This window comes from Streptomyces sp. NPDC059816 (assembly GCF_042732055.1).
In the GTDB taxonomy this organism is placed as follows: domain Bacteria; phylum Actinomycetota; class Actinomycetes; order Streptomycetales; family Streptomycetaceae; genus Streptomyces.
This window is the reverse complement of sequence record NZ_JBHWIQ010000029.1, coordinates 42,444-67,945: the sequence shown is the minus strand read 5'-3', so window position 1 is coordinate 67,945 and position 25,502 is coordinate 42,444. Positions and strand designations below refer to the sequence as shown.

Here is a 25,502-nt window from a genome sequence, read left to right as displayed (position 1 = left end):
GGCCGGGCCCGGAGTTTCCGGGCCCGGCCTCCGTGCGTCCGGGCCCGATCGGGGCTTGTGCACACCGCCCCCTCTTTATAGTCTGATTGACCAATAAGGAGGTGGCTCCGAGGCCCCGTCCGACCCCGGTCGCGACGGACCCGCGATGCGGCGACCGCCTGGAGGAAGCTGGAGGAAGAACGATGAGCACCCACCCCGCCGGGGAACGGGCCGACGGCGGCCGGGCTCCCGAGGGCTACGACAAGCACGCGTTCGAACCGTTCGCCGTCACCGTCGACCTGGCCGTCTTCACCGTCCGCGACGCCGCCCTCCACGTCCTGCTGGTCGAGCGCGGCGAGCAGCCCCACCAAGGGCGCTGGGCCCTCCCCGGGGGATTCGTCCTGCCCCGGGAGTCCGCCGGCCGGGCCGCCCGCCGGGAACTCGCCGAGGAGACCGGACTGTCCGCCGACACCGTCGCCGGACTCCACCTCGAACAGCTGCGGACCTACAGCGAACCCGACCGCGACCCCCGGATGCGGGTCGTCTCCGTCGCCTACACCGCACTCGTCCCCGACCCTCCCGAACCGCGGGGCGGCGGCGACGCCCGGCGCGCCCGGTGGACGCCCCCCGGCCGCTCGGGACCGCTCGCCTTCGACCACGACCGCATCCTCGCCGACGCCCGCGAACGCATCGGCGCCCAGCTGGAACACACCTCGCTCGCCACCTCCTTCTGCCCGCCCGAGTTCACCCTCGGCGAGCTGCGGCGCGTGTACGAAGCGGTGTGGGGCACCCCGTTGGACCCCGCCAACTTCCGTCGCAAGGTCCTCGCCACGCCCGGCTTCGTGGAAGCCGTCACCGGTGCCGCCCGGCTCACCGGTGGCCGGGGCAAACCCGCCGCGCTCTACCGCGCCGGCACGGCCACCACACCGTACCCACCCCTGCTGCGCCCGGAAGGACGGCCCGCATGACCACCTCACCGACCCCCGCGTCCCCCGCATGCCCCGCATCCCCCACCTCGGTTGGCCCCGGCCCGGTCCGCGCCGGGCGCCCCGCCACCGGAGCCCTCGTCGGCCTCGCCCTCGGCGACGCGCTCGGGTTCCCCACCGAGTTCAACGACGTCCCGTCCATCCTGGCGAAGTGCGGGCCCTGGCGGTCGATGGAACTGCCGGCGCCGGCCTTCGTCACCGACGACACCCAGATGACCCTCGCGCTGGCCCGGGCGCTGTGGAGGGCGGGCGACGGAACCCTCCTCGACCCCGCGCGCACGTTGGCCCCGGTCCGCGACGAGTTCGTGGCCTGGTACCGGTCGCCCGACAACGACCGGGCCCCCGGCCGCACCTGTCTGACCGCCTGCGCCCTGCTGGAAACCGGCACCGGGCCCTGGCAGGACGCCAGCCAGGTCCACTCCAAGGGCTGCGGGGCCAACATGCGCGTCGTCCCCGTCGGCCTGCTGTCCGGGCTCGACGACGAGCGGCGGGCCGGCCTCGCCCAGGCACAGGGCGCACTCACCCACGGCCATCCCACCGCGCTCGCCGCCAGCGACCTCACCGCCCACGCGGTACGGCTCCTCGCGCACGGCGCTGACCCCACCGGGCTGGTCGGCCGGCTGCGTTCGTACGCCTTCGAGAACCGCACCCGCTACCACGAGCACTGGCTCGGCGACCTGTGGCAACGGGCCGGGGACGCCTCGCCCGAGGACTTCATCGCCCGCGGCTGGGACGAGTGCTCAGCCGTCCTCGACCGGCTCCGCGACGCACTGCGGGACCCCTCGCCGGAGACCGACCCCTGTCTCGTCACGGGGGAGGGCTGGATCGCCGAGGAGGCCCTCGCCACCGCGCTGCTGTGCTTCCTGCTCTTCCCCGGTGACCCGCTCACCGCCCTGCGCCGGGCCGCCTGCACCTCGGGCGACTCGGACTCGATCGCCTGCCTCACCGGTGCGTTCGCGGGCGCCCACCTCGGCGCCGACGTCTGGCCCGCGGCCTGGGTCGACCGGTTGGAGCACCGGGACGAACTGCTGGCGTTCGGAGCGCTCTGGGACGCCTGAGGCGGGCGCGCGCTGCGCAGGTCAGCGGCTGGTCGGGGCCACCGCGAGGTGCGCGGAACGCGCCCGGACCGCCGTCAGGAACGCCTCGACCCGGGCCCGGTCGGGCGCCGGCGACAGCGGACTGCGGGGCAGCTCAGCGGCGGCCCGGTCGATCAGGCGGGCCATCCGGGACTCCACCTCGGCCCAGGGCACCTCGCCCCGCCGCACCGCGAGCAGCGGTTCGCGCTCCTCGCCCACGTCGAGGGTGAGCGTGCCGGTGCGCAGCAGGTCCCGACAGGACTGCAACAGCCGCAACATGTGCATGGCGTGCTTCCAACGCGGGGCGCCGTGCCGGCGGACGTCCGCCGCCAGTCGGGCCCGCTGGGCCGTCGCGTACCCCGTGAACGTCTCGTGGACCCGCCGCGACAGGAACGCCCCGCGCAGGTCGAGCAGCTCCCGGCCGGTCCCGTCCGCGTACTGCACGAGCGGCGAGTACAGGCACTCCAGGATGTTCGGGTTGGCCCGCAGGGCCAGCTCGCAGAACCGTTCGAGCTCCCAGCTGAACTGTTCCTCGCCCGGTCCTTCGACATGGGTGGGCGGCTTGTCGAAGCGCCAGAACGACGGCGTCGGAGCGACGAACACCCCGCGCCGGTCCGTGTCGCTGCCGTCCGTGGCCAGACCGAAGGCCCGCGAACCCGTGACACAGGAGTAGATCGTGTGGTGACGGACCAGTTCCTCGGGTGCCATGCCGCCCAGCGTACGGGCGCTCCGGTCCGGCCTTCCGGGATTTTCCGACCGCCCCGGAACCCGGGCGGCGCGCGTGCACCCCCGTCGCGCTGACTAGGCTGGGCACCGTCGGCGTACCCGCGTTCAGCGCGGCGCTACGAGGGTTCGCAAGCGGAAGGCGGAAGACGGTGGCGGTACGAGCGGTCCGGGGGGCCGTCCAGTTGGAGCGCGACGAGGCCGACCACATGCGCGAGCGCGTCGCCGCGCTGCTGGAGGCGATCCTCGAACGCAACGCCCTCACCCCGGACGACCTGATCAGCTTCTGGTTCACCGCCACCCCCGACCTGCACAGCGACTTCCCCGCCGCTGCCGCGCGCGGCCTCGGCCTGGTCGACGTCCCGCTGATCTGCGCCCAGGAGCTCGACGTCGAGGGCGCGATGCCCCGGGTGGTCCGGGTGCTCGCGCACATCGAGACGGATCTGCCCCGTTCCGGGATCTCCCACGTCTACCTGGGGGCCGCGGCGGCCCTGCGCAAGGACATCGCCCAGTGAGAACCGCACTCGTCATCGGCACCGGCCTGATCGGCACCTCCATCGCCCTGGCCCTCACCGGCCGCGGGGTGGCCGTCCACCTCGTGGACCACGACTCCCAGCAGGCCAGGACCGCCGCCGCGCTGGGCGCCGGCACCGACGGCCCGCCGGCCGGCCCGGTGGACCTCGCGATCGTCGCGGTGCCGCCCGCCCACGTCGCCGCGACCCTCGCGGACGTCCTGGGACGGGGCGCCGCCCGCGGCTGCCTCGACGTGGCCAGCGTCAAGGGCGGGCCCCGGCGCCAGCTGGAGGCCCTCGGGACCGCCCCCGAGGCCCTCGCCCGCTACATCGGCACCCACCCCATGTCCGGGCGGGAGAAGTCCGGTCCGCTCGCCGCCACCGCGGACCTCTTCGAGGGGCGCCCCTGGGTGCTCACGCCCACCCGGGACACCGACACCGAGGTGCTCAACCTGGCGCTGGAAGTGGTCGCCCTGTGCCGGGCCCTGCCCGTGGTCATGGACGCGGACGCCCACGACCGCGCGGTGGCGCTGGTGTCGCACATGCCGCACCTGCTCTCGGGCCTGGTGGCCGCCCGACTGGAGCACGCCGACGAGTCCGCGGTGCGCCTCAGCGGCCAGGGCATCCGTGACGTCACCCGGATCGCCGCGTCCGACCCCCGGATGTGGATCGACATCCTGTCCGCGAACCCCGGCCCCGTCGCCGACCTGCTCACCGAGGTCGCCGAGGACCTCGACGGCACCGTCCGGGCCCTGCGCTCGCTCCAGTCCGCGGACGAGGAGAAGCGACGCGAGGGCGCCACCGGGATCGAGGCCCTGCTGCGGCGGGGCAACGCCGGCCAGAGCCGGGTCCCCGGCAAGCACGGCACCGCGCCCGCCGTCTACGAGAGCGTGGTCGTGCTGATCGGGGACGAGCCCGGGCAGCTCGCACGGATCTTCGCGGACGCGGGGGCGGCCGGAGTGAACGTCGAGGACGTACGGATCGAGCACGCCACCGGCCGGCAGGAGGGCCTCGTCGAACTGGTGGTCCTCCCGACGGCCGCGCCCGCGCTCACCGCGGCGCTGCGGGAACGCGGCTGGTCGATCCGTCCCTAGCCGGGTGGTCGGGCCGCCGCGTCCCGGCGGCCCGGCCACCCTCCCGCCCCGGACCGGGCCCCACCGCGGGGCTCCGGTCGGGCGGTGTTCCGGGGCGGGCACCGGTCCGGGCGGCCCCGTGGGAACAAGTAACCTTGTCCGGGGCCCTCGCGGGCCCGGACCGCCCCGTCATGCCCCACCCCTGGAAGGTGCCCCGTGGAAACCGTCGCCGGAACCACCGCAGTCATCGTCGCGATCGACGGTCCGTCCGGCACGGGCAAGTCCAGCACCTCCAAGGCCGTCGCCGCCCAGTTGGGCCTGCGCTACCTCGACACCGGCGCCCAGTACCGGGCGATCACCTGGTGGATGGTGCACCACGGGGTCGACGTCACCGACCCGGCGGCCGTCGCCGCGGTCGCGGACAAGCCCGAGATCGTGTCCGGCACGGACCCGGCCGCCCCGACGATCACCGTGGACGGCACCGACGTGGCCGCGCCGATCCGTACCCCGGAGGTCACGGCGAAGGTCAGCGCGGTCAGCGCGGTCCCCGAAGTCCGCACCCGGATCACCGAGCTCCAGCGGAGCATCGCCGCGTCCACCGCGGGCGGCATCGTGGTGGAGGGCCGGGACATCGGCACCACCGTCCTGCCCGACGCCGATCTGAAGATCTTCCTCACCGCCTCCCCGGAGGCCCGCGCGGCCCGTCGCAGCGGTGAGCTGAAGGGCGCCGACGTCAAGGCCACCCAGGAGGCCCTGGTCAAGCGGGACGCCGCGGACTCCAGCCGCAAGACCTCGCCGCTCGCCAAGGCCGCCGACGCCGTCGAGGTCGACACCACCGACCTCACGCTCCAGCAGGTCATCGAGTGCGTGGTCACCCTGGTCCAGGACCGGCGCGGCCCTCAGGTGCTCGTCGACGGTGAGCGGGCGGGCCGGTGACGGACGCGTCGACGACGCGGGTCCCCTCGACCCGGAGCGCCGACATCGGCCGCCGGATCGGGGTCGGCCTGATGTACGGACTGTGGAAGCCGCGGGTCCTGGGCGCCTGGAAGGTCCCGGTGACCGGCCCGCTCGTCTTCGCGGTCAACCACTCCCACAACATCGACGGACCCATGCTCATGGGCACCGCACCGCGCCCCGTGCACTTCCTGATCAAGCAGGAGGCGTTCGTGGGTCCGCTCGGCCCCTTCCTGGACGGCATCGGCCAGCTCAAGGTCGACCGCTCCAGCGCCGACCGGTCCGCGATCACCCGGGCGCTCGGCGTCCTGGAACAGGGCGGCGCCCTCGGGATCTTCCCGGAGGGCACCCGGGGCGCGGGCGACTTCGCGTCGCTGCGCGCCGGGCTCGCGTACTTCGCGGTGCGGGGCGGCGCCCCGATCGTCCCGGTCGCGGTGCTGGGCAGCACCGAGCGCCGGGGCCGACTGATACCCGGGCTGCCCCCGCTGCGCAGCCGGGTGGACGTCGTCTTCGGCGAGGCGTTCCGGGCCGACGACGGCAGCGGACGGCGCACCCGCACCGCCTTGGACGCGGCGACCGGGCGCATCCAGGAGCAGTTGACCGCCCACCTGGAAAACGCCAGGCGGCTCACCGGCCGCTAGGCGACACTTGAGTAGTGGATCACCCCGAACGGGTCGGTCCACCGATCACCACGATGAACGAAGGTACGGACTTCATGAACCAGCACACTCCCTCCGAGGGCACGGGCGACGGGCACGACCACGGGGCGCTCGGCGACGCCGAGTACGCGGAGTTCATGGAGCTCGCCGCCGATGAGGGCTTCGACCTGGAGGACGTCGAGGGCGCGATCGAGGAGGCCGGACACGGCCCCCTGCCGGTCCTCGCCGTCGTCGGCCGCCCCAACGTCGGCAAGTCGACCCTGGTGAACCGGATCATCGGCCGCCGCGAGGCCGTGGTGGAGGACCGTCCCGGGGTGACCCGGGACCGCGTCACCTACGAGGCCGAATGGGCCGGCCGCCGCTTCAAGCTCGTCGACACCGGCGGCTGGGAGCAGGACGTGCTCGGCATCGACGCCTCTGTGGCCGCCCAGGCGGAGTACGCGATCGAGGCGGCCGACGCGGTCGTCTTCGTGGTGGACGCCACGGTCGGCCCGACGGACACGGACGAGGCGGTCGTCCGGCTGCTGCGCAAGGCCGGCAAGCCCGTGGTGCTGTGCGCCAACAAGGTGGACGGCCCCAGCGGCGAGGCCGACGCCACCGCACTGTGGTCCCTCGGCCTCGGCGAGCCGCACCCCGTCTCGGCGCTGCACGGCCGCGGTACGGGCGACATGCTCGACGCGGTCCTGGAGGCGCTGCCCGAGGCGCCCGCACAGCGCTTCGGCACCGCGCTCGGCGGTCCCCGGCGCATCGCGCTCATCGGCCGCCCCAACGTCGGCAAGTCCTCGCTGCTGAACAAGGTGGCGAACGAGGAGCGGGTCGTCGTCAACGAGGTCGCGGGCACCACCCGCGACCCGGTGGACGAGATCATCGAGCTCGGCGGCAAGACCTGGAAGTTCGTGGACACCGCCGGCATCCGCAAGCGGGTCCACCTCCAGCAGGGCGCCGACTACTACGCGTCGCTGCGCACCGCGGCTGCCGTGGAGAAGGCCGAGGTCGCGGTGATCCTCATCGACTCCTCGGAGACCATCAGCGTCCAGGACCAGCGCATCGTCACCATGGCGGTGGAGGCCGGCCGCGCGATCGTCGTCGCCTTCAACAAGTGGGACACCCTCGACGAGGAGCGCCGCTACTACCTGGAGCGCGAGATCGAGACCGAGCTGGCGCAGATCGCCTGGGCCCCCCGGGTGAACGTCTCCGCACGCACCGGGCGGCACATGGAGAAGCTGGTCCCGGCGATCGAGACGGCCCTCGCGGGCTGGGAGACCCGGGTGCCCACCGGTCGGCTGAACGCGTTCCTCGGCGAACTCGTCGCCGCGCACCCGCACCCCATCCGCGGCGGCAAGCAGTCCCGCATCCTCTTCGGCACCCAGGCCGGGACGAAGCCCCCCCGGTTCGTGCTCTTCGCCTCCGGCTTCATCGAGCACGGGTACCGACGCTTCGTGGAGCGTCGACTGCGCGAGGAGTTCAGTTTCGAGGGGACCCCGATCCACATCTCCGTCCGGGTGCGCGAGAAGCGCGGACGCAAGAAGTAGCGGACGCGAGAAGGACCGGACGCAAGAAGCAGCCGTCCGGCACGCCCGGCGCGGTCAGGGCTCCCGGCGCCGGGCGGGCGGCAGCGCCGGGAGGTGCGAGCCGTGCCGCCCGCCGGTCTGCCAGACGGGCACCATCCCGGTGGGATGGGCGGGGGCGGTCCGGTCGGGCCCCGGTCGGGCTTCGTACCGGGGGCCCGGGTCGTGGCCGGGGGAGTGGCGCGCGTCCGGGTGGGCGGCCCCGGGCTGGGCCGACCCGTGCCCACCCGTCGACAGCCCACCCGTCATCCCCGAGGGCGTGGAGCCGTACGAGCCGGATCCGTACCGCTCGGGCAGCGACCCGCGCGGACCCGTACCGAAGGCGGTGAACCGCAACCCCTCCTCGCCGCTGTGGTCACCGGGCAGCGCCCGGAACAGCCTGCGGTACTCGGCGTACAGCGCGTCGTAGATCGGGGTGGCCGACGCGCCGCCCGGGAGATCCCGTGCCGGACGCATGGACGGGATGGGGCTCGGGTGGCGGGGACGGTGGGTGGGGTCGTAGGTGTACACGAACTGCCAACGACACCGGACTCCGACGGATGCGGCCGGAGCTCCCGATTTCGCCGGCCGCGACCGGGTACCGGTCCGCGGCGACCCGCGACCGTTCCCCGGTGCGGGAGGCGCCGCACCGGGGAACGGGGTGCTCAGGTGCCGGCGAGCGGCATGGTGCCGGCGACCAGCCGGCCGTTCGCCGCGGCCTTGTCGAGCGCGTCGCGCAGGAGGTCCTCCCGCGGCTGACGGCCGATGGAACCGACCGGCGCGGCGAACACCAGGACCTGCTGCGCCTTGTTGGCGGCCGTCCGCCAGCCCTCGGTGACCTGGAGCGGTTGGTGCGCCTGCCACCAGGCAACCGGCTGGCCGCCGGTCGGGCCCGGCTGGAGCACGGCGTGCAGCTGTCCCATCGCCAGCAGTACCGACCAGCCCCGTAGGACAGCCGGCACCGTGTCCACGCTGGTCACGGGGTGGAAGCCCTGTTCGACCAGGAGGGGCAGGAACTCGTCGCCGTGCTCGCCCGGGGTGCCCGCCCGGGCGATCGGCGCCGTGGGTTCGACGACCAGTGCCGGGTGGAGTTCCCCCGCAAGCAGGACCAGACCGCTGGTGATGCCCAGCACGGCCTGTTCGGGCGCACCCGGGTCGGCTTCCGCACCGGTGATGGAACGGACGGCTCCCTTCAGTTCCTCCTCGTTGACCCGCACGATCTGCGAGGGCAGACACGTGGCGTGGGCGAAGGCGAGCACCGCGGTCTCCTCGCCGATGAACAGGACGGTGCTGGTGCGTTCCCGCTCCGAGTCGCCCGGGGTGCGGCAGGACGTGCAGTCGTAGCCGCCCGGGGCGTTCTCACCGGCGAGCAGCCGGTCGGCTTCTGCGTCACCGATCTCGGCGCGTACGTCATCGCTGACGTCGAGCATGCGCGGCACGGGGGGCTCCTCGGTTCTCGTGCGTGCGATGCCGGGTTGCTCCCGGCCCGATCCGGGCGGTTCCCGGCCGGTGGGCCGAGTGGTCCCCGGCTCATGTCAGGGACAACGGGGAAGCTGTGGGCATGGTCACGCCCGAAGAGCAACGGAATCGAACCAACCCGAGCGGAGCGTGAGTTGACGGGGGGATTCGGCTACACACAGTCAACTCCATGGGGCTTCAATGGAGTTGAGCCGGTGAACTGAGTCACAGGGGGATGGGCCGAGCAGGCGGGAAATCCTGACATCAGATGATGAAGAGGGTGACCGGAATTGGCCGCTACCCAAGGTAAACGGTGACTGGCCTGCCCCGACGGGCCGACGGTTGATGCCGCGCCGTTCCCCTCCCTAGATTCCTCGGCCGTGTGCACCGAGCACCACTCGGGTACGTCCGCCGGCCGCACCACCGGCGAGCCCGGCGCCCAGCGCGCCGGGCGGCGGACGGGGTGGACCGGCGCGCTCCGCGCCCCACGTGCGGAGCACACCGGTGCATCCGGGGGACCCGGGTTGTCGGAGAGGGAACCTCATGTCCGGACATCCCGTGACCGCCCGTCGGACCGCCGTACTCGCCGGGGCCGTGCTCCTCGCCCCCCTGGGACTGCTCGCCGCCACCGGAACCGCCGGCGCCGCGGACGGCGGAGTGTGGGACCGCATCGCCCGGTGCGAGAGCGGCGGCAACTGGTCGATCAACACCGGCAACGGCTACTACGGCGGGCTCCAGTTCGCCGGAAGCACCTGGCGCGCCTACGGCGGCACCGCCTACGCCCCCACCGCCGACCGGGCGACCCGGGCCCAGCAGATCGCCGTGGCCACCAAGGTCCAGCGGGGCCAGGGTTGGGGTGCCTGGCCCGTGTGCTCGGCCCGGGCCGGGGCCAGCGGCGCCGCCCCCTCGGCCGCCGCACCCGATTCCCCGACCTCCACCCCCGCACCCCGCACGGCCCGCACCCCCCAACCGCCCCGCACTCCGCAGCCGCCCCGCACCCCGCAGAACGTCACGGCGGAACCCGAGCGGACCCGGAGCCCGTTGGTGCGCGGCCCCCGGCACCCGGAGCACCGCGGCGGGTACACCGTCCGCAGCGGTGACACGCTCAGCACCATCGCGGCCCGGCACCACACCGACTGGCGCGCGCTGTTCACCGCCAACCGGCACGTCATCGGAAGCGACCCCCATCTGATCGTGCCGGGGCAGCGACTCGACGTCTGACCCGCCGTCCGACCGGTACGTGCGGCCCCGCCCCAGGGCTCGGAGGCGGGGCCGCACCCCCGGTTCCCCCCGCCTGGCAGACTCGGAGCCATGTTGGAGACCTCGGCCCGGTTGCTGCGCCTGCTGTCCCTGTTCCAGGCCCACCGCGAGTGGTCGGGGGCCGAACTGGCACAGCGGCTCGGTGTCACCTCGCGCACCGTCCGCCGGGACGTGGACCGGCTGCGGGAACTGGGCTACCCCGTCCACGCGACGCCCGGCACCGGCGGCGGTTACCAACTCGGGGTGGGCGCCGAACTGCCGCCACTGCTCCTCGACGACGACGAAGCCGTCGCCATCGCGGTCGGACTGCGCACCGCGGCGGGGCAGGGCGTCGAGGGCATCGGCGAGAGTTCCGTACGCGCCCTCACCAAACTCGAACAGGTGCTGCCGCACCGGTTGCGCCGCCGGGTCGGGGCGCTCACCGGGTTCACCGTGCCGATGCTGCGCGGCGGACCCGCCGCCACCGTCGACCCGGCCGTGCTCACCGAACTCGCCGGCGCCTGCCGGGACGCGGAACGACTCCGCTTCGCCTACCGCGACCACGCGGGCAGCACCTCCCGGCGGACCGTCGAACCGCACCGCCTGGTGTGCACCGAACGCCGCTGGTACCTGGTGGCCTGGGACGTGGACCGTGCGGACTGGCGCACCTTCCGCGTCGACCGCATCGTCCCGAAGCCCCCGCACGGGCCCCGCTTCACCCCGCGCACCCCGCCCGCCGACGACCTCGCGGCCTACGTGGCGCAGGGCGTCTCCACCCGGGCGTACGCGGAACGGGCCGTCATCCGTCTGTGCGTGCCCTACGAGGTGGCCGCCGAGCGGGTCTCCCCCTCGGACGGCGCCCTGGAACGGGAGGGGCCGACGAGTTGTCTGCTGCGCACCGGGGCGGCGAGCGTGGACGTCCTGGTCATCCATGTGGTGCTCATCGGCCTGGAGTTCGAGGTGCTGGAACCGGTGGAACTCACCGAGGCGATCAGCGTGGTCCGCGACCGGTTGTCGCGGGCGCTCGACCGGCCGGCGGGTCCTGAGCCCGCCGGTTGACCTCGGGGTGGTGCAGGTCGAACGCGGGTGATTCGGAGCGGATCACCGGCATGGTCAGGAAGTTGTGTCGCGGCGGCGGACAGGACGTCGCCCACTCCAGGGACCGCCCGAAGCCCCAGGGGTCGTCCACGGTCACCCGTTCGCCGTGGCGGGCGGTGTGCCAGACGTTGTACAGGAACGGCAGGGTCGAGGTGCCGAGCAGGAAGGCGCCCACGGTGGAGAGGGTGTTGAGCGCGGTGAACCCGTCGGTGGCGAGGTAGTCCGCGTAGCGCCGGGGCATGCCCTCGGCGCCGAGCCAGTGCTGCACCAGGAACGTCAGGTGGAAGCCCGTGAACAGGGTCCAGAAGTGGATGCGGCCGAGCCGTTCGTCTAGCAGTTTCCCGGTGAACTTCGGCCACCAGAAGTGGAACCCGGCGAACGTCGCGAAGACCACCGTCCCGAACACCACGTAGTGGAAGTGCGCGACGACGAAGTACGAGTCGGTGACGTGGAAGTCCAGCGGCGGGGAGGCCAGGATCACCCCGGTCAGCCCGCCGAACAGGAAGGACACCAGGAAGCCGGTGGCCCAGAGCATCGGCGCCTCGAAGGACAGGGACCCCTTCCACATGGTCCCCGCCCAGGTGAAGAACTTCACCCCCGTCGGCACCGCGATCAGGAACGACAGCAGGGAGAAGAACGGCAGCAGCACCGCGCCGGTCGCGAACATGTGGTGCGCCCACACCACCACGGACAGACCGGTGATCGCCATCGTCGCGCCCACCAGCGTCGCGTAACCGAAGACCGGTTTGCGGCTGAACACCGGAATGATCTCCGTGACGATCCCGAAGAACGGCAGGGCGATGATGTAGACCTCCGGGTGCCCGAAGAACCAGAAGAGGTGCTGCCACAGCAGCGCCCCGCCGTTCGCCGCTTCGAAGACCACCGAGCCGAAGCGCCGGTCGGCCTCCAGCACCAGCAGCGCCGCGGCGAGCACGGGGAACGCCATCAGGACGAGGATCGACGTGAAGAGCACGTTCCAGGTGAAGACGGGCAGCCGGAACATCGTCATGCCCGGTGCCCGCATGGCGATGATCGTGGTCAGGAAGTTCACCGCGCCGAGGATCGTTCCGAACCCGGCGAGCGCCAGCCCCATGATCCACATGTCGGCGCCGACCCCCGGGGTGCGGGTGGCGCTGTTGAGCGGGGCGTACGCGAACCATCCGAAGTCCGCGGGGCCGCTCGGCGTGAGCAGGGAACCGAGCACGATCAACCCGCCGAACAGGAACAACCAGTAGGCGAGCATGTTCAGCCGGGGAAAGGCCACATCCGGTGCGCCGATCTGGAGGGGCATGATCTCGTTGGCGAATCCGGCGAAGGTCGGGGTCGCGAACAGCAGCAGCATGATCGTGCCGTGCAGGGTGAAGAGCTGGTTGAACTGCTCGTTCGACACGAGCTGGGTGCCGGGGCGGGCGAGTTCCGCCCGCATCACCAACGCCATCAGACCGGCGATCAGGAAGAACACGAACGACGTGATCAGATAGAGGTGACCGATCTTCTTGTGGTCGGTGGTGGTCAGCCAGTCCACGACCACCGCGCCGCGGCGATCGGCGCGGAGGGCGCCGACGTGCACCGCCTTCGGGACGGGGTACGCCGTCGTCGTTGCGCCGCCCGGCGGCTCCTCGGCCCTCGGTGTGCTTCCGGTCGCCATCGACCGCTCCTCCCTGGATCTCCGCGCTCCGCGCCGGCTGCTCGTGATCCGGGGGAGGTCTGCCACACGGCGCGAAGGTATCGGTGTGTGGTGGGGGGAAAGCGTGAAGCTCCGTCGCCCCATCGGCTTTTCCGATGAAGTACCAGCGGTGGAACATCAAAGATCCAGCGGATTTTGAACGAATCACTCCGAAGGTTTTCCCTTACGTTTCTCCTGCCTTCGAAAAAGGGCGCTGCGTGACATTCGGGAGGGATTGCGGAGGAGGGAAGACCGCTCGTTCGTGTGAGTCGGGGAAACCCATAACAGGACGGTGATCCTGTGACGAAAGCGTGACCCGGGGACGGGCCGCGGCGCGCCCCCCGCGGTTAACGTGGCGGTCATGGAACCCCCTCTGCGACAGCCAGAAGAGCCCCGGGACGACCCGGCCGCCTATGTGGGCCTGGGCACCGGATCCGCCGAACTGCTCGCCCGCGAGCGGGGTTGGTCCTCGGTGCGCGCACTGGAACCGGGCGCGATCATCACCATGGAGTACTGCTTCGGACGGCTGAACTTCGAGGTCGTCGACGGTGTGGTGCGCCGCTGCTGGAAGGGCTGACCGGGCCCGGATGCCGGGCGGCAGGAAGGCACCGGTACGACGATGTGCCAAGGCCCCGGAACTCCTTGCGGAGCCGGGGCCTTGGCGGTGCGGGGCGGGTGTGCGTACCGTCCCCGCGGTCGTATCGGTGGTCGTACCGGCGGTCGGGTCGGCGGCCCGTCACCTGCCGGAGGACGGGGCGGACGGCGAGCCCGCAGGGACGGAGTCGGCCGCCCGGTCCGTGTGGTGGGGCGCCCGCCGCCCGCCGACCGGGGTGGCCGGTGCGCGGTCGGGGCGCGGTGCGTGCCCGCCGGGCGTGGGCCACGCGGGCTCCCGGGTGGGGACCTTCCCCGCGCCCCCGGGTGCGCTCGGCGCCGGGATGGTGCGGGTACCGCCCACCGTGCTCGGTGTGCCCACCGGGACGGGCGGGGCGTCGCCGCTCGCGGCGCGGGGGCCGGCCCGCCGGGCCCGCCAGAGGTCGCGCTGCGCGAACAGCCAGGCCTCGACCCGGGCGATCAACGGTTCGAGCCAGGGCAGGGCCAACAGGATCAACAGCCCGGCGGCCCAGCCGAGTAGGACGTCGCTCAGCCAGTGCGTACCGAGGTAGACGGTGGTCATGCCCACGCCGAGTGAAACGACTGCGGACAGGGCCGACAGATAACGGCGGGCCCTCGGCGTCGAGGCGAGATAGGCGAGGATGCCCCAGGTCACCACGGCGTTGGCGGTGTGGCCGGACGGAAATATATCGCCGCCGAGCCACATCTCGTTCGAGCCGATCGCCGTCGCGTAGTGCGGGCCGAGCCGGCCCATGCCCAACTTGGCCGCGCCCACCGTGACGTTGAGCAGGAGCAGCGACAGGCCGAGCGTGAGCATCGGACGCAGGGTGTGCTGCCGCCACGACCGCCAGCCGAGCCACGCCGCGACCATCACCGCGGTCGGGCCCCGCTGCCCGAGGACCACGTAGTAGTCGAGGAACGGGTGGAGTTCGGGCCACTGCTGGTAGGGCCGGAAGAACATGACCTGCCAGTCGAGGCGGACCAACCACGAGGTGGCCAGCACCGCGACGATGATCGCCACGTAAAAGGCCAGGGTCGCCGAGAACAGGACGATCCTGTGCCGGCTCATCTCCGGTGCACGGACATGGGCCGGCCGTTCCGGCTCACGGTCCAGGCGGGCGAACACCCGGTCCAGACGGGTGAGGTTTCGTTCGGTACGCACCCAATCGACGTTACAGGGGCCCACCGTCGGTCAGGTCGAATCCCCGGCTTTGTGATGACCATGTGATGTGGCATTCCTCTCAGTGGGGCGGGGCAATGCGGGGCCGCCCCTATTTCATGAAGGAGTTCTCATCCATTTCCGTACCGCCTATCCCGGACGGGTTTTATGTCGGAGGTCCAATTCCCCTCCGGTGGGCCTGGGTCGAATTCCCGGGGCGTCAACGGGCCCGCACGGCCCGTGAGTTGCCACCTCGCCGAACGTGACGGACTGTACGCGTAGGGTGACGTCTGGAGGTGGTCGGGGAGGGGCGACCCGTCTGTGGCACACCCCACGGCGACCGGGACGGGGAGGCGACAGGCCCACCACTCGCCTCCGTACCGACTCGCGTACGCTTGCGGCTCACTCGCCTCGTGCGGCCCGAACGGGGACCTCCCCACCCCGACGCCGCGGGACGCCCCGCCCGCAGACCCGCCGCGTGCGAGAGACCACCGGGAGGTACCGCATGTCAGGGACGACCACGGCCGCCGCGCGCGGACCCGCGGGCGCTCCCCGCCCCCGCACCGTCCGCACCGTCCGCGCCGGGGCGGGGGGCGCCCGCTTCCGCGCCGCGCTCGATGCGACCCGCGGTCCCGGCGGCGATGCCAACCGCTGGCTCGTCCTGCTCGTCCTGTGCACCAGCCTGCTGCTCGTCGCCGTCGACGCGACCGTCCTGCACGTCGCCGTACCCGCCGTCACCGAGGACCTGCGGCCCAGCGGGGTGGAACTGCTGTGGATCGTCGACGCCTACCCCCTGGTCTGCGCCGCCCTGCTCATCCTCTTCGGCACCCTGGGCGACCGGATCGGTCGACGCCGGGTCCTCCTCTACGGGTACGCGCTGTTCGGCGTGGCCTCCGCCCTCGCCGCCCTCGCCGACCAGGCGGGCGTCCTGATCGCGGCCCGCGCGCTGCTCGGGGTCGGCGGCGCGATGATCATGCCCGCCACCCTGTCGATCCTGCGGCAGGTCTTCCCCGACCGGCGCGAGCGCGCCCTCGCCATCGGCGTCTGGAGCGCGGTCGCCGCCGTGGGCGCGGCACTGGGCCCGCTGCTCGGCGGGTTCCTCCTCGAACACTTCTGGTGGGGCTCGGTCTTCCTCATCAACATTCCGCTGATGCTGGTCAGCCTCCCGGTGGGGCGGCTGCTCCTGCCCGAGTCCACCGGCGCGCAGGACGGACCCTGGGACGTGGCCGGTGCGCTGACGGCCGCCGCCGGGCTGTTCGGGCTGGTGCTCGGGGTCAAGCGGCTCGGCAGCGGTGCGGTCGGCCCGGACACCGAGGGGCTGCTCACCCTGCTGCCGCTGCTCGGCGGGGCCGCCCTGCTCGTCGCGTTCGTACGGCGCCAGCGGGCCCGCCGGCACCCCCTCGTCGATCTGGGGATGTTCGCCCGGCCGGCGTTCAGCACCTCGGTCGGCTGCATCGTCCTCGCGATGCTCGCCCTCGTCGGGCTCGAACTCGTGGCCGCCCAGTACCTGCAACTCGTGCTCGGCCTCTCCCCGCTGGAAACGGGGATGCGGCTGCTGCCGCTCACCATCGCCGCGATGGCCGCCGGTCTCGCCGGGGCCCGGATGCTGCGGCGGCTGGGGCCGCGGACGATGGTCGCGCTCGGCTTCGTGCTGACCGCCGTCGCGGTCCTCACCCTCACCTTCATGGGCCACCACGACAACCGCGGGCTGCTCCTCGCCGGGTTCCTGATGCTCGGCTTCGGTCTGGAGACCACCCTCTTCGGGGCGTACGAGTCGATGCTCGCCGAGGCCCCGGCGGAGCGGGCGGGGGGCGCCGCGGCCATCGGAGAGACCTCGTACCAACTGGGTGCCGGGATCGGCATCGCCCTGCTCGGCAGCGTCATGAACGCCGCCTACGGTCAGGGGGTGGCGGGCGCGGCGGGGGTGTCGTCCGGTGCGCGGGAGGCGGCGAGCCATTCGCTGGGCGAGGCGTACGAGGTGTCCGACCGGCTCGGTGGTGCGACCGGCCAGGGCCTGCGCGAGGCCGCCCGCGACTCCTTCGTGACCGGGTTGCACCTGACCCTCGTGGTGAGCGCGGTCCTGCTGCTGCTCGGCGCACTGGCCGCGTTGCGGCTGCCCCGGGTGGCGGTGGACTGTTCCGATCCGGGCACCGGGCCCTGCCGTCCCGCGGTGGGCGCCGAAGTGCCCCAGCCCCGGGCTGCCGCTGCGTCCCGCGCCGCTGCCGACGCGGTGGTCTGAGCATCGGACCTGCCGCCGTCGGCGGTCCGGGTGCGGCGGGGTACGGGGGCTGTGGTCCCGTCCGGCGCGCGTGTCCGGCACGGCATCGTCCGGGGGTGGTTCACCAGCGCACCCCATCGGTGCACCGGCTGCGTCCTGGCAAGGCGCTCACCGGGCTCGATGCCTACCGACGGGCCCCGTGGCCCTGCGGTGCCGGTCCGGGCGGTTGCCCGGGCCGGGCGTGGCGCCCCGGCCGCGCCGGTGAGCGGCCTTGCCTCAGCTCTGGTTGAAGAAGTTGTCGGCCCGACGGCTCGGTGCCTCACCGTTGACGATCTCGGTGTGCGAAGGCGTCAGCAGGAAGACGCGGGTGGCCACGCGCTCGATGGAGCCGCGCAGCCCGAAGGTCAGTCCGGCCGCGAAGTCGACGACGCGCTTGGCGTCGGAGGACTCCATGGCCGTGAGGTTGACGATGACGGGGACGCCGTCCCGGAACAGTTCGCCGATGGCGCGGGCGTCCCGGAAGCTGTCCGGGGTGACCGTGCCGATCCGGCGTCCGCCCTCCTCGGCGGTGTCCGAAGCCACCTGCACGCGCGGATCGGTCACCCAGGCGTTGCCGTGGCCTTCGGTCGCGTCATCCGTGTCGTGCTCGTAGCGGTCGTAGTAACGCTCGTCATCGTTGTCGTCGACGAGGCCAAGCCAGGCACTCGCCTTGCGCACCGATCCCATGGACGCCTCCTCTCACAGCGGTCTTGCGTGGTTCCGTCCCCTATGGTCGACCATGATGCTGACAACGCGCCAAGGGGAACGTGACCGCGCGGGCTTTTCGTGACGGTACTGGTGCACAGCAAATCGGTTGTGGTCCCTTGATTCCAAGGGTCTTGCGGAACAACGCTGCTGACTGTGAGTGAAATATGATTTCTCGCGGCGTTTGGGTGACGGTCGGGGCGTCCGGGTGAACGCAGGTCCGGCTAGCATGCCGGGCCGAAAGGTCGTACGGCGGGGGAGAGATCGTCATGTTCGGAATCGTGAGGCCGTGTCGCCATCGTCTCGGGGAGCAGCTCAGCTCCGCATGGATGGCCCATTTGTGTGGTTTGTGCCTGTCGCTACGAAGAGATCACGGGCAGTTCGCCCGACTCGTCACGAACTATGACGGTCTGTTGGTCTCGGTCTTGACGGAGGCTCAGGTCGAGCCCGGTACGCAGGGGCGGCGCCGGGCGGGCCCCTGTCCGCTGCGCGGGATGCGGGGCGCGTCCGTCGCCCGGGGGGAGGGCGCCCGGCTCGCCGCCGCGGTCTCGCTGGTGCTCGCCGCCGCCAAGGTGCGCGATCACGCCCTCGACGGTGACGGTCTGTTGGCGCGCAGGCCCCTGGCGGCGGCAGCCAGGCGTGTCGCGACACATTGGGGCAAAGCGGGTGAGCGAACCGGTGCACATGTGGGATTCGACACCGCCGTGCTGGTGGACGCGGTCGACCGGCAGCCGGGGATCGAGGCGCTCGCCGGCCCCGGCACCCCCCTGCTGAGCGTCACCGAGCCGACCGAGACCGCCACCGCCGCGGCCTTCGCGCACACCGCCGTCCTCGCGGGCCGGCCGCACAACGCCGCGCCGCTCGCCGAGGCGGGACGTTTCTTCGGGCGTCTCGCCCATCTCCTCGACGCCGTCGAGGACCGCGAAGCCGACGCGGCGTCCGGTGCCTGGAACCCGCTCACCGCCACCGGTACCGACCTCGTCGAGGCCCGGCGCCTCGCCGACGACGCCCTGCGGGGGATACGGCTGGCCCTGCGCGAGGCCGACTTCACCGAGGGGCGGCTCGCCCACCGGCTACTCGTCCACGAGCTGCGGGACTCCGTGGACCGGGCCTTCGGGGTGCGTGCCTGTTCCCACCCGGCCCCGGGCGGTTCCGCCTCCGACGCGCTGTGGGTCCCGGGCGCCGAAGCCGCGCACACCCCCGGGGGCCCGTATGCGCCCGGGGGCCCGTACGCGCCCGGCGGACCCGGCGCCCCGGGCGGTCCCCGCCCGCCCCTGCCGCCGCACCGGGACCGCCGGGGGACGGTCGCCGGCTGCCTGGTGTGGGCCGGGCTCGCCTGTACGTGTCAAATGTGCTGCGACCACGACGACCCGTGGTCCAGGGAGCGCCGCCAGGGGTGGTGCAACCACTGCGACTGCGGAACCTGCTCCGACTGCACCAACTGCTGCGGCTGCTGCGACGGGTGCGGGTGCGGGTCCTGCGACTGCGGTTGCAACTGCTGACCGTCGGCGGTCACCGGCGTCCCGCCGACGGTCGGCGGGACGCCCGGGGTGCTCAGCGCTTCGCCTCGGGCGGGGAGATCTCCGAGGACTTCAGGGCGGAGCCGGTGGTGCCCCACTTCGCCAGGATGCGGTCGTACGCGCCGTTCTCGATCAGCTCGTTGACCGCGGCCCGGAACGCCGGCGCCAGCGGGGTGCCCTTCTTGAAGGCGAAGCCGACGTCCAGACGGTGGTACTCGTTCAGGAACTTGAAGCCCTTCTGCTGCGCCACCGCGTAGCGCAACCCGTTGATGGTGCTCATCACCACCTCGGCCCGCCCCTGCTGGAGCGCCGACCAGATGGCGCTCTGGTCGCCGTACGTCTGCACCTCGTACGGCTCCTTGCCCGCGTCCTCGCACAGCTGCTTGCCGTCCTGGAGGGTGGCCTCGAAGGTGGTGCCCGCACCCGTGGCGACCTTCCGTCCGCACAGTTGCACCAGGTCGGTGACCTTGGCGAGGGTGCTGTCCGCGCGGGTGGCGAAGCCCTGGCCGTCGTTGACGTACGTCACGAAGTCGATGGTCTTGCGCCGCTCGTCGGTGACACCGAAGTTGCCGGTCCCGATGTCGTACTTGCCGCTGCCGAGGGCGGGCAGGATCGCCTCGAAGCTCGCCACCTCGCGCTGGAGTTCGATGCCGAGCACCTCGGCGACCGCGTGCGCGAAGTCGACGTCCTGGCCCGCGAGGGTCTTGCCGTCCTTCAGGTACGAACTGCCCGGAGGGTTGCCCCCGACGCTGAGGGCGAGGGTGAGCGAGCCGCGTTCCCTGACCGCTTCGGGGAGCAGGGCCGAGGCGGCCGGGACCTCCTCCAGCCCGGACACCACGTCCTGGGTCGGCAGCGCGGCGTTCTGCACGGCACCCGCCCGGCCGTCAGGCTCCTTGCCCGTCGATTCACCCGCTCCGCACGAGGTGACCGTCAGTGCGGTGGCGGTGATCAACGCGAACGTGACGAGACTGCGGTGTCGGGGCAGCGTGGACGTACTCATGGCGTGGCGTTCTCCAAGAACCGGCAAATGAGACGGATGTCCGAAGAGTGAGAAGTGGGGGAGGCCCGTGGCGCGGCGGTCCGGTCGGTGCCCGCGCAGCCCGTACCACCGACCCGCGTCACCTGGGGGAACGCGGTGGACGGGCACGGATCACGGGCGCCGCGGACACGGTCGAACAACGGAAGATGCAGTAACGGGGGTAACGGCGAGGAACGCTGGAGCGAGGGGGGTGAGCTGGGGGTGCGTGTGAAGGCCCTGCGATAACGGGAGGTGCGGGGGTGGGTCAGCGCGCGAGGGGCGCGGCGCCGCGAGACGGTCGCACGGGCGCGGAGCTGGCGACGATCCGGGTCCGCCGACTACGCGGACGAACACGCTGTCACCTGGGAGAACGCGGATCGGCCGATACGCTCACACGCGCGGGGCCGGGCAGCGCGGGGTCAGTTCAACAAGACGCCGACCACACACGACCGAAGTCGATGTGCGAGCGCGTGACCAGCCACTGCTGCGGATGCATGCACACAAGTGGAACAGGCATCCGGTTCTGCGTCAACCGACTTGAGACGCACCGCCCACAGTATGGACACCCTTGACAGTGCCTGCGGCAAGCCCCTTAATCTCAAGGCGTCTTGGGAATGCGACCGCTGCTGAGGGGCTCGGTCCAGCTCCCGTGTGAAGGCCAGTCCGTGCCGACTTCCCGTGCCCGCGGAGCCTTCGCATGTCCTTGCCCACGCTCGACAAGAGCCCCCCCGTTCCCGACCGACCCGGCGAACCCGCCACCCCCGTACGGATCGTGCGCCGCCCCCGCATCGGCCAGTGGGTCACCGCTGTCGTCCTCGTCGGGCTGCTCGCCCTGGCCGTCCGCTCCGTGGTGCGCAACGACGCCTTCCAATGGGACGTCGTCGGGGAGTACTTCACCACTGCGTCCGTGCTGCGCGGGCTCGGCCTCACCCTGTGGCTGACCGCCCTGGTGATGGTGCTCGGCTTCGCCCTCGGCACCGTCCTCGCCGTACTGCGGTTGTCCGACAACCCCGTCCTACGGGCGGTGAGCTGGGGATACGTCTGGCTGTTCCGCTCGATGCCGATCCTCGTGCAGCTGCTGTTCTGGTTCAACATCGGCGCCCTGTACCCGCAGATCCTCGGGGTGCGGACCGTCGACCTGCTGGACCCCGTCACCGTCGCCATCATCGGACTCACCCTGCACGAGGCCGCGTACGCCGCCGAGGTGGTCCGCGGCGGCATCCTCTCCGTCGACCGGGGCCAGATCGAGGCGGCCCAGGCCCTCGGGCTCAGCCGGACCCGCCGCTGGCGCCGGATCGTGCTGCCGCAGGCCATGCGCGCGATCGTGCCCCCGGCCGGGAACATGCTGATCGGCACCCTCAAGGGCACCTCCATCGTCTCGGTGATCGCCGTCGCCGACCTCCTCCACTCGGTGCAACTCGTCTACCACCGCACCTACCAGGTGATCCCCCTGCTGCTCGTGGCGACCCTCTGGTACGTGGTCGTGACCTCCGTGCTCAGCATCGGCCAGCACTACGTGGAACGGCACTACGCCCGCGGGACGGAGGCCGGTCGATGAACGCGAGCCTGGTCGTCGTGGGCGCCGGCCCCCGGGCCACCGGCCTGCTCGAACGCCTCGCCGCCAACGCCCCCGCCCTGTGGCCCGGTGCCTCCCCCGGCCGGACGCCCGGGGAACTCGACATCCACCTGGTCGACCCGCACCCGCCCGGCGGCGGCCGGATATGGCGCCAGGAGCAGTCCCCGCTGCTGTGGATGAACTCCATGGCCGAGGACGTGACCATGTTCACCGACGAGAGCGTCACCCTCGACGGGCCCGTCAGCCCCGGGCCCACCCTGCACGAATGGGCCGGCGTCGACGGCACCCACTTCCCCGGGCGCCGGCTCGGCGGGGCGTATCTGCGCTGGGTGTACGAGCGTGCGGTGGCCGCACTGCCCCCCGGCGTCCGGGTCCACCACCACCCGCGCCGGGCGATCCGGCTGCACGGCCCGCGCGGCGGTCGCCAACAGGTCTGGATCGAGGGCCGCACCGAACCGCTCACCGCCGACCTGGTCGTCCTCGCCCTCGGCCACGTCGGCAGCGAACCCGACGCCGAGCAGCGCCGACTCGCCGCGCACGCGGCCCGGCACGGCCTGGTCCACCTGCCGCCCGACTACACCGCCGACACCGACCTGTCGGGCCTCGCAGCGGGCGAACCGGTCCTGGTCCGCGGCTTCGGGCTCGCCTTCGTCGATCTGATGGTCCTGCTCACCGAGGGCCGCGGCGGACGGTACCGGGAGGGCCCCGGCGGGGAGCTCACCTACCTCCCCTCCGGCCGCGAACCCGTCCTGCACGTCGGCTCCCGCCGCGGGGTGCCCTACCACTCGAAGATCGGCTACACCTGGACCGGGGAACGACCGCCGCTGCCCCGGTTCTTCGGCCCCCCGCAGGTGGACGAACTGCTCGCCCGCCCCGGCGGCCCCGACTTCACCCGCGACGTCTGGCCGCTCGTGGACAAGGAACTGGGCTTCGCCCACTACCACCGGCTCTTCACCGGGCACCCGGACCGCACCCGCACCGCCTGGTCCGACTTCGAGGAGAAGTACGCGGCCGCCGATCCACTGAGCCCCGAACTCGCCGCCCTGGTCGCCTCCTCGGTGCCCGACCCCGCCGACCGGCTGGACCTCGCGACCCTCGACCGGCCGCTCGACGGGCTGCGCTACCCGAACGCCGACGCGCTCCAGGACGGTCTGCGGGCCTACGTCCGCGCGGACCTCACCCGCCGCCACGACCCCGCGCACAGCCCCGACCTCGCCGTCTTCCTCGCACTCCTGTCCGTCTACGGACAGCTCACCAGGCTCGGCGACCTCGGCACCTGGTGGCACGGCTTCTTCAGCTACCTCGCCTCCGGACCGCCTGGACCCCGACTGCGTCAACTCCTCGCCCTCTCCCGGGCCGGAGTCGTCCGCTTCCTCGGCGCCGGCATGTCCGTCACCGTCGAGGACGGCGCCTTCCAGGGGCACAGCCCCTCGGTGCCCGGCCACCGGATCACCGCCCGGGCCCTGGTGGAGGCGCGGCTACCGCAGCCCACCCTCCGGGGCACCACCGATCCGCTGCTGCGCCATCTGCACGCACAGGGCGCACGGGCCACCCCGGCGGGACTGCTCGCCGTCGACCCCGCGGACGGCCGGGTCCTGGACCGGGCCGGGGTGCCGCACCCACGACGGTTCGCGCTCGGACCGCACACCGACGCGGGGGGCGCCGGGGCGTTCACCCGGCCGCGCACCGGCGGACCCGCCTTCCGGCAGAACGACGCGACGGCGCGCACCGTACTCGCCTTCCTGCGCGACCTGTCCTGTCGCACCGCCGCCTGACGGACGCCGTCCGACGGCCCGTCCCGGCCCCGCCGGCGCTCTGCCCGACCCCCGTGCGCACGCGCGTACCCGAGGCTCAGAGGAATCCCGCATGTCCCTGACCAGCGATCCACCGCTCGGTTCGACCGCCCGCGGACCGACCCCGCCCACCGACGACTTCGGCTCCCTCAAGGTGGTGCCCGTCCGCCACCCCTGGCGCTGGGTCGCCGTGACGGTGACCGCCGTGCTCCTCGCCCAGTTCGTCCACGGACTCGTCACCAACGCCGGCTGGGAATGGGGCGTGTTCGCCGAGTTCTTCACCGCCGAGGTGGTCCTCCAGGCGGTGTGGGTGACCCTCCAACTCACGTTCTACGGCACCGCGCTCGGCTTCGCCGTCGGGATCGTGCTGGCCTTCATGCGGCTGTCGGCCAGCCCGTTCCTGAAAGCCGTCGCCTTCGCCTACATCTGGGCCTTCCGCTCGATCCCGCTGATCGTGCAACTGCTGTTCTGGTTCAACCTCGCCTACCTGTACGAGGAACTGCGGTTCGGCATCCCGTTCGGTCCCGGCTTCTTCGGCTTCGACACCATGGGCCTGGTCGGCGCGATGAGCGCGGCGGTGCTCGGGCTGGCCCTGCACCAGGCCGCGTACGCCGCGGAGATCGTCCGCGGCGGGGTCCTCTCCGTGGACGGCGGACAGCTCCAGGCGGCCGCCGCCCTCGGCATCCCGAGACTGCGCCAGATCCGCCGGATCGTGCTGCCCCAGGCGATGCGGTCGATCCTGCCCAACGCCGCGAACGAGGTGATCTCCCTCTTCAAGGGCACCTCGATCGTCTCCGTGATGGCGATCGGCGAGCTGTTCTACCAGGTCCAGGTGATCTACGGCCGCAACGGGCGGGTGGTCCCGCTGCTCATGGTCGCCACCGTCTGGTACGTCCTGCTGACCACCGTGCTCACCGTCCTCCAGCACTACGTCGAACGGTACTTCTCGAAGGGGGCCACGCGATGAGCGCGCCCGTACCCGCCGCCGCACCCGCGTCCACGACACCCGAGACCGGGGGTCCCGCACGGGACGTCATGGTCGACATCAGGGGCGTCCACAAGAGCTTCGGATCCCTGGAGGTGCTGCGCGGCATCGACCTCCAGGTCGGCACGGGAGAGGTGACGGTGATCCTCGGGCCCTCCGGCTCGGGCAAGTCCACCCTGCTGCGCACCATCAACCACCTGGAGAAGGTCAACAGCGGCTGGATCAGCGTCGACGGTTCCCTCATCGGCTACCGGCGCTCCGGCGACAAGCTGTACGAGCTACGGGAGCGGGAGGTGCTCAAACAGCGCACCCGGATCGGCTTCGTCTTCCAGAACTTCCACCTCTTCCCGCACCTCACGGCCCTGGAGAACGTCGTCGAGGCCCCGCTCGCCGCGCTGAAGCGCCCCCGCAAGGAGGCCGTCGCGACCGCGGAGCGCCTGCTCGCCCGGGTCGGACTCGCCGACAAGGCCGGCGCCTACCCCGCGCAACTCTCCGGCGGACAGCAGCAGCGGGTCGCGATCGCCCGCGCGCTGGCCCTCCAACCGGGGCTCCTGCTCTTCGACGAGCCCACCTCCGCGCTCGACCCCGAGTTGGTCGGTGAGGTGCTCGACGTCATCAAGGACCTCGCCCACCAGGGCACCACCATGATCGTGGTCACCCACGAGATCGGCTTCGCGCGCGAGGTCGCCGACACCGTCGTGTTCATGGACGAGGGCCGGGTGGTGGAACAGGGGCCGCCCGCCGCCGTGTTGGACGCCCCCCGGCACGAGCGCACCCGCGCCTTCCTGTCCAAGGTCCTGTGACCCCCGCCGCCCCCGCCCGTCGCGGCCCCTTCGACCCCTTCGATCCCTTCGATCCCCCAGCCCAGGAGCGCACCGTGCCGTCCCACCCCCGCACCACCGTCAGC

At 72.5% G+C, this 25,502-nt stretch carries 23 protein-coding genes; 16 read left to right on the top strand and 7 right to left on the bottom strand.

Annotation, left to right across the window (positions count from 1 at the left end):
• The first annotated feature begins 182 nt into the window (after positions 1 to 182).
• Both ACFV88_RS30230 and ACFV88_RS30225 read left to right on the top strand, forming a co-directional pair.
• Positions 183 to 947, top strand: a complete 765-nt coding sequence (locus ACFV88_RS30230; RefSeq protein WP_385495216.1) for an NUDIX domain-containing protein — start codon at positions 183 to 185, stop codon at positions 945 to 947.
• The gene (locus tag ACFV88_RS30225) at positions 944 to 2,023 is read left to right on the top strand and encodes an ADP-ribosylglycohydrolase family protein (protein ID WP_385495215.1); all 1,080 of its coding nucleotides are present in this window, start codon (positions 944 to 946) and stop codon (positions 2,021 to 2,023) included. Before ACFV88_RS30230 ends, ACFV88_RS30225 begins: the two co-directional genes overlap by 4 nt.
• Positions 2,024 to 2,044: 21 nt before the next feature.
• On the opposite strand, the gene ACFV88_RS30220 is transcribed toward ACFV88_RS30225, so the two are convergent.
• Positions 2,045 to 2,749, bottom strand: a complete 705-nt coding sequence (locus tag ACFV88_RS30220; protein WP_385495214.1) for a DNA polymerase beta superfamily protein — start codon at positions 2,747 to 2,749, stop codon at positions 2,045 to 2,047.
• 167 nt (positions 2,750 to 2,916) lie between these two features.
• Between ACFV88_RS30220 and aroH the strand changes: the two genes are divergently transcribed.
• The 5 genes from aroH (at position 2,917) to der (ending at position 7,494) form a co-directional block, all read left to right on the top strand.
• The gene (gene aroH / locus ACFV88_RS30215; RefSeq protein WP_385495213.1) at positions 2,917 to 3,279 is read left to right on the top strand and encodes a chorismate mutase; all 363 of its coding nucleotides are present in this window, start codon (positions 2,917 to 2,919) and stop codon (positions 3,277 to 3,279) included.
• A complete protein-coding gene (locus ACFV88_RS30210; protein ID WP_385495212.1) occupies positions 3,276 to 4,370 on the top strand; it encodes a prephenate dehydrogenase in 1,095 nt (364 codons plus the stop codon). Before aroH ends, ACFV88_RS30210 begins: the two co-directional genes overlap by 4 nt.
• Before the next feature lie 195 nt (positions 4,371 to 4,565).
• Complete coding sequence (gene cmk / locus ACFV88_RS30205; protein WP_385495211.1) at positions 4,566 to 5,285, top strand: (d)CMP kinase; 720 nt, start codon at positions 4,566 to 4,568, stop codon at positions 5,283 to 5,285.
• 71 nt (positions 5,286 to 5,356) lie between these two features.
• Complete coding sequence (locus ACFV88_RS30200) at positions 5,357 to 5,944, top strand: lysophospholipid acyltransferase family protein (protein WP_385495235.1); 588 nt, start codon at positions 5,357 to 5,359, stop codon at positions 5,942 to 5,944.
• A gap of 74 nt (positions 5,945 to 6,018) precedes the next feature.
• Positions 6,019 to 7,494, top strand: a complete 1,476-nt coding sequence (gene der / locus ACFV88_RS30195) for a ribosome biogenesis GTPase Der (protein WP_385495210.1) — start codon at positions 6,019 to 6,021, stop codon at positions 7,492 to 7,494.
• A gap of 54 nt (positions 7,495 to 7,548) precedes the next feature.
• On the opposite strand, the gene ACFV88_RS30190 is transcribed toward der, so the two are convergent.
• Positions 7,549 to 7,986, bottom strand: a complete 438-nt coding sequence (locus ACFV88_RS30190) for a hypothetical protein (RefSeq protein WP_385495209.1) — start codon at positions 7,984 to 7,986, stop codon at positions 7,549 to 7,551.
• A gap of 188 nt (positions 7,987 to 8,174) precedes the next feature.
• Positions 8,175 to 8,948 carry a hypothetical protein gene (locus tag ACFV88_RS30185; RefSeq protein ID WP_385495208.1) on the bottom strand — a complete coding sequence of 258 codons (774 nt, stop codon included), beginning with the start codon at positions 8,946 to 8,948 and terminating at the stop codon, positions 8,175 to 8,177.
• A gap of 562 nt (positions 8,949 to 9,510) precedes the next feature.
• Here ACFV88_RS30185 and ACFV88_RS30180 point away from each other — a divergent pair.
• Together ACFV88_RS30180 and ACFV88_RS30175 are read left to right on the top strand one after the other, a co-directional pair.
• On the top strand, positions 9,511 to 10,188 hold the full coding sequence (locus tag ACFV88_RS30180; RefSeq protein ID WP_385495207.1) for a transglycosylase family protein: 678 nt from the start codon (positions 9,511 to 9,513) through the stop codon (positions 10,186 to 10,188).
• Between the two features lie 90 nt (positions 10,189 to 10,278).
• The gene (locus ACFV88_RS30175) at positions 10,279 to 11,265 is read left to right on the top strand and encodes a helix-turn-helix transcriptional regulator (protein WP_385495206.1); all 987 of its coding nucleotides are present in this window, start codon (positions 10,279 to 10,281) and stop codon (positions 11,263 to 11,265) included.
• On the opposite strand, the gene ctaD is transcribed toward ACFV88_RS30175, so the two are convergent.
• Entirely contained in the window at positions 11,198 to 12,952 is a 1,755-nt protein-coding gene (ctaD, locus tag ACFV88_RS30170) for a cytochrome c oxidase subunit I (protein ID WP_385495205.1), read from the bottom strand. The two genes, ACFV88_RS30175 and ctaD, sit on opposite strands and share 68 nt — an antisense overlap.
• A gap of 379 nt (positions 12,953 to 13,331) precedes the next feature.
• Here ctaD and ACFV88_RS30165 point away from each other — a divergent pair, with 379 nt between their 5' ends.
• Positions 13,332 to 13,547, top strand: a complete 216-nt coding sequence (locus tag ACFV88_RS30165; RefSeq protein WP_385495204.1) for an I78 family peptidase inhibitor — start codon at positions 13,332 to 13,334, stop codon at positions 13,545 to 13,547.
• Positions 13,548 to 13,706: 159 nt separating this feature from the next.
• Here ACFV88_RS30165 and ACFV88_RS30160 read toward each other — a convergent pair whose 3' ends face one another.
• Positions 13,707 to 14,744, bottom strand: a complete 1,038-nt coding sequence (locus tag ACFV88_RS30160) for a phosphatase PAP2 family protein (RefSeq protein WP_385495202.1) — start codon at positions 14,742 to 14,744, stop codon at positions 13,707 to 13,709.
• Between the two features lie 502 nt (positions 14,745 to 15,246).
• Between ACFV88_RS30160 and ACFV88_RS30155 the strand changes: the two genes are divergently transcribed.
• On the top strand, positions 15,247 to 16,980 hold the full coding sequence (locus ACFV88_RS30155) for an MFS transporter (protein WP_385495201.1): 1,734 nt from the start codon (positions 15,247 to 15,249) through the stop codon (positions 16,978 to 16,980).
• A 255-nt stretch (positions 16,981 to 17,235) separates the two neighbouring features.
• Here the strand turns inward: ACFV88_RS30155 and ACFV88_RS30150 are convergent, their stop codons facing one another.
• A complete protein-coding gene (locus ACFV88_RS30150; RefSeq protein ID WP_385495200.1) occupies positions 17,236 to 17,685 on the bottom strand; it encodes a cell division protein SepF in 450 nt (149 codons plus the stop codon).
• A 287-nt stretch (positions 17,686 to 17,972) separates the two neighbouring features.
• On the opposite strand from ACFV88_RS30150, the gene ACFV88_RS30145 reads away from it, so the two are divergent.
• The gene (locus ACFV88_RS30145) at positions 17,973 to 19,205 is read left to right on the top strand and encodes a DUF5685 family protein (protein WP_385495199.1); all 1,233 of its coding nucleotides are present in this window, start codon (positions 17,973 to 17,975) and stop codon (positions 19,203 to 19,205) included.
• A gap of 52 nt (positions 19,206 to 19,257) precedes the next feature.
• Here the strand turns inward: ACFV88_RS30145 and ACFV88_RS30140 are convergent, their stop codons facing one another.
• Entirely contained in the window at positions 19,258 to 20,223 is a 966-nt protein-coding gene (locus ACFV88_RS30140) for an ABC transporter substrate-binding protein (RefSeq protein WP_385495198.1), read from the bottom strand.
• Positions 20,224 to 20,938: 715 nt separating this feature from the next.
• Here ACFV88_RS30140 and ACFV88_RS30135 point away from each other — a divergent pair.
• The 4 genes from ACFV88_RS30135 to ACFV88_RS30120 all read left to right on the top strand — a co-directional run bounded on the left by ACFV88_RS30135 (position 20,939) and on the right by ACFV88_RS30120 (position 25,398).
• A complete protein-coding gene (locus ACFV88_RS30135) occupies positions 20,939 to 21,799 on the top strand; it encodes an amino acid ABC transporter permease (RefSeq protein ID WP_385495197.1) in 861 nt (286 codons plus the stop codon).
• Positions 21,796 to 23,592, top strand: coding sequence for an FAD/NAD(P)-binding protein (locus ACFV88_RS30130; RefSeq protein ID WP_385495196.1), 1,797 nt, complete (start codon positions 21,796 to 21,798; stop codon positions 23,590 to 23,592). Before ACFV88_RS30135 ends, ACFV88_RS30130 begins: the two co-directional genes overlap by 4 nt.
• A gap of 91 nt (positions 23,593 to 23,683) precedes the next feature.
• Complete coding sequence (locus tag ACFV88_RS30125; RefSeq protein WP_385495195.1) at positions 23,684 to 24,577, top strand: amino acid ABC transporter permease; 894 nt, start codon at positions 23,684 to 23,686, stop codon at positions 24,575 to 24,577.
• Between the two features lie 68 nt (positions 24,578 to 24,645).
• On the top strand, positions 24,646 to 25,398 hold the full coding sequence (locus tag ACFV88_RS30120) for an amino acid ABC transporter ATP-binding protein (RefSeq protein ID WP_385495234.1): 753 nt from the start codon (positions 24,646 to 24,648) through the stop codon (positions 25,396 to 25,398).
• The last annotated feature ends 104 nt before the right edge of the window (positions 25,399 to 25,502 follow it).

What these genes read in the sequence shown, in the direction of transcription:
- ACFV88_RS30230 (WP_385495216.1), top strand. Translation starts at nt 183, where the DNA reads ATGAGCACCCACCCCGCCGGGGAACGGGCCGACGGCGGCCGGGCTCCC.
- ACFV88_RS30225 (WP_385495215.1), top strand. Translation starts at nt 944, where the DNA reads ATGACCACCTCACCGACCCCCGCGTCCCCCGCATGCCCCGCATCCCCC.
- ACFV88_RS30220 (WP_385495214.1), bottom strand. Translation starts at nt 2,749, where the DNA reads ATGGCACCCGAGGAACTGGTCCGTCACCACACGATCTACTCCTGTGTC.
- ACFV88_RS30200 (WP_385495235.1), top strand. Translation starts at nt 5,357, where the DNA reads ATGTACGGACTGTGGAAGCCGCGGGTCCTGGGCGCCTGGAAGGTCCCG.
- der (WP_385495210.1), top strand. Translation starts at nt 6,019, where the DNA reads ATGAACCAGCACACTCCCTCCGAGGGCACGGGCGACGGGCACGACCAC.
- ACFV88_RS30190 (WP_385495209.1), bottom strand. Translation starts at nt 7,986, where the DNA reads ATGCGTCCGGCACGGGATCTCCCGGGCGGCGCGTCGGCCACCCCGATC.
- ACFV88_RS30180 (WP_385495207.1), top strand. Translation starts at nt 9,511, where the DNA reads ATGTCCGGACATCCCGTGACCGCCCGTCGGACCGCCGTACTCGCCGGG.
- ACFV88_RS30175 (WP_385495206.1), top strand. Translation starts at nt 10,279, where the DNA reads ATGTTGGAGACCTCGGCCCGGTTGCTGCGCCTGCTGTCCCTGTTCCAG.
- ctaD (WP_385495205.1), bottom strand. Translation starts at nt 12,952, where the DNA reads ATGGCGACCGGAAGCACACCGAGGGCCGAGGAGCCGCCGGGCGGCGCA.
- ACFV88_RS30165 (WP_385495204.1), top strand. Translation starts at nt 13,332, where the DNA reads ATGGAACCCCCTCTGCGACAGCCAGAAGAGCCCCGGGACGACCCGGCC.
- ACFV88_RS30155 (WP_385495201.1), top strand. Translation starts at nt 15,247, where the DNA reads ATGTCAGGGACGACCACGGCCGCCGCGCGCGGACCCGCGGGCGCTCCC.
- ACFV88_RS30150 (WP_385495200.1), bottom strand. Translation starts at nt 17,685, where the DNA reads ATGGGATCGGTGCGCAAGGCGAGTGCCTGGCTTGGCCTCGTCGACGAC.
- ACFV88_RS30145 (WP_385495199.1), top strand. Translation starts at nt 17,973, where the DNA reads ATGTTCGGAATCGTGAGGCCGTGTCGCCATCGTCTCGGGGAGCAGCTC.
- ACFV88_RS30140 (WP_385495198.1), bottom strand. Translation starts at nt 20,223, where the DNA reads ATGAGTACGTCCACGCTGCCCCGACACCGCAGTCTCGTCACGTTCGCG.
- ACFV88_RS30135 (WP_385495197.1), top strand. Translation starts at nt 20,939, where the DNA reads ATGTCCTTGCCCACGCTCGACAAGAGCCCCCCCGTTCCCGACCGACCC.
- ACFV88_RS30130 (WP_385495196.1), top strand. Translation starts at nt 21,796, where the DNA reads ATGAACGCGAGCCTGGTCGTCGTGGGCGCCGGCCCCCGGGCCACCGGC.
- ACFV88_RS30125 (WP_385495195.1), top strand. Translation starts at nt 23,684, where the DNA reads ATGTCCCTGACCAGCGATCCACCGCTCGGTTCGACCGCCCGCGGACCG.
- ACFV88_RS30120 (WP_385495234.1), top strand. Translation starts at nt 24,646, where the DNA reads ATGGTCGACATCAGGGGCGTCCACAAGAGCTTCGGATCCCTGGAGGTG.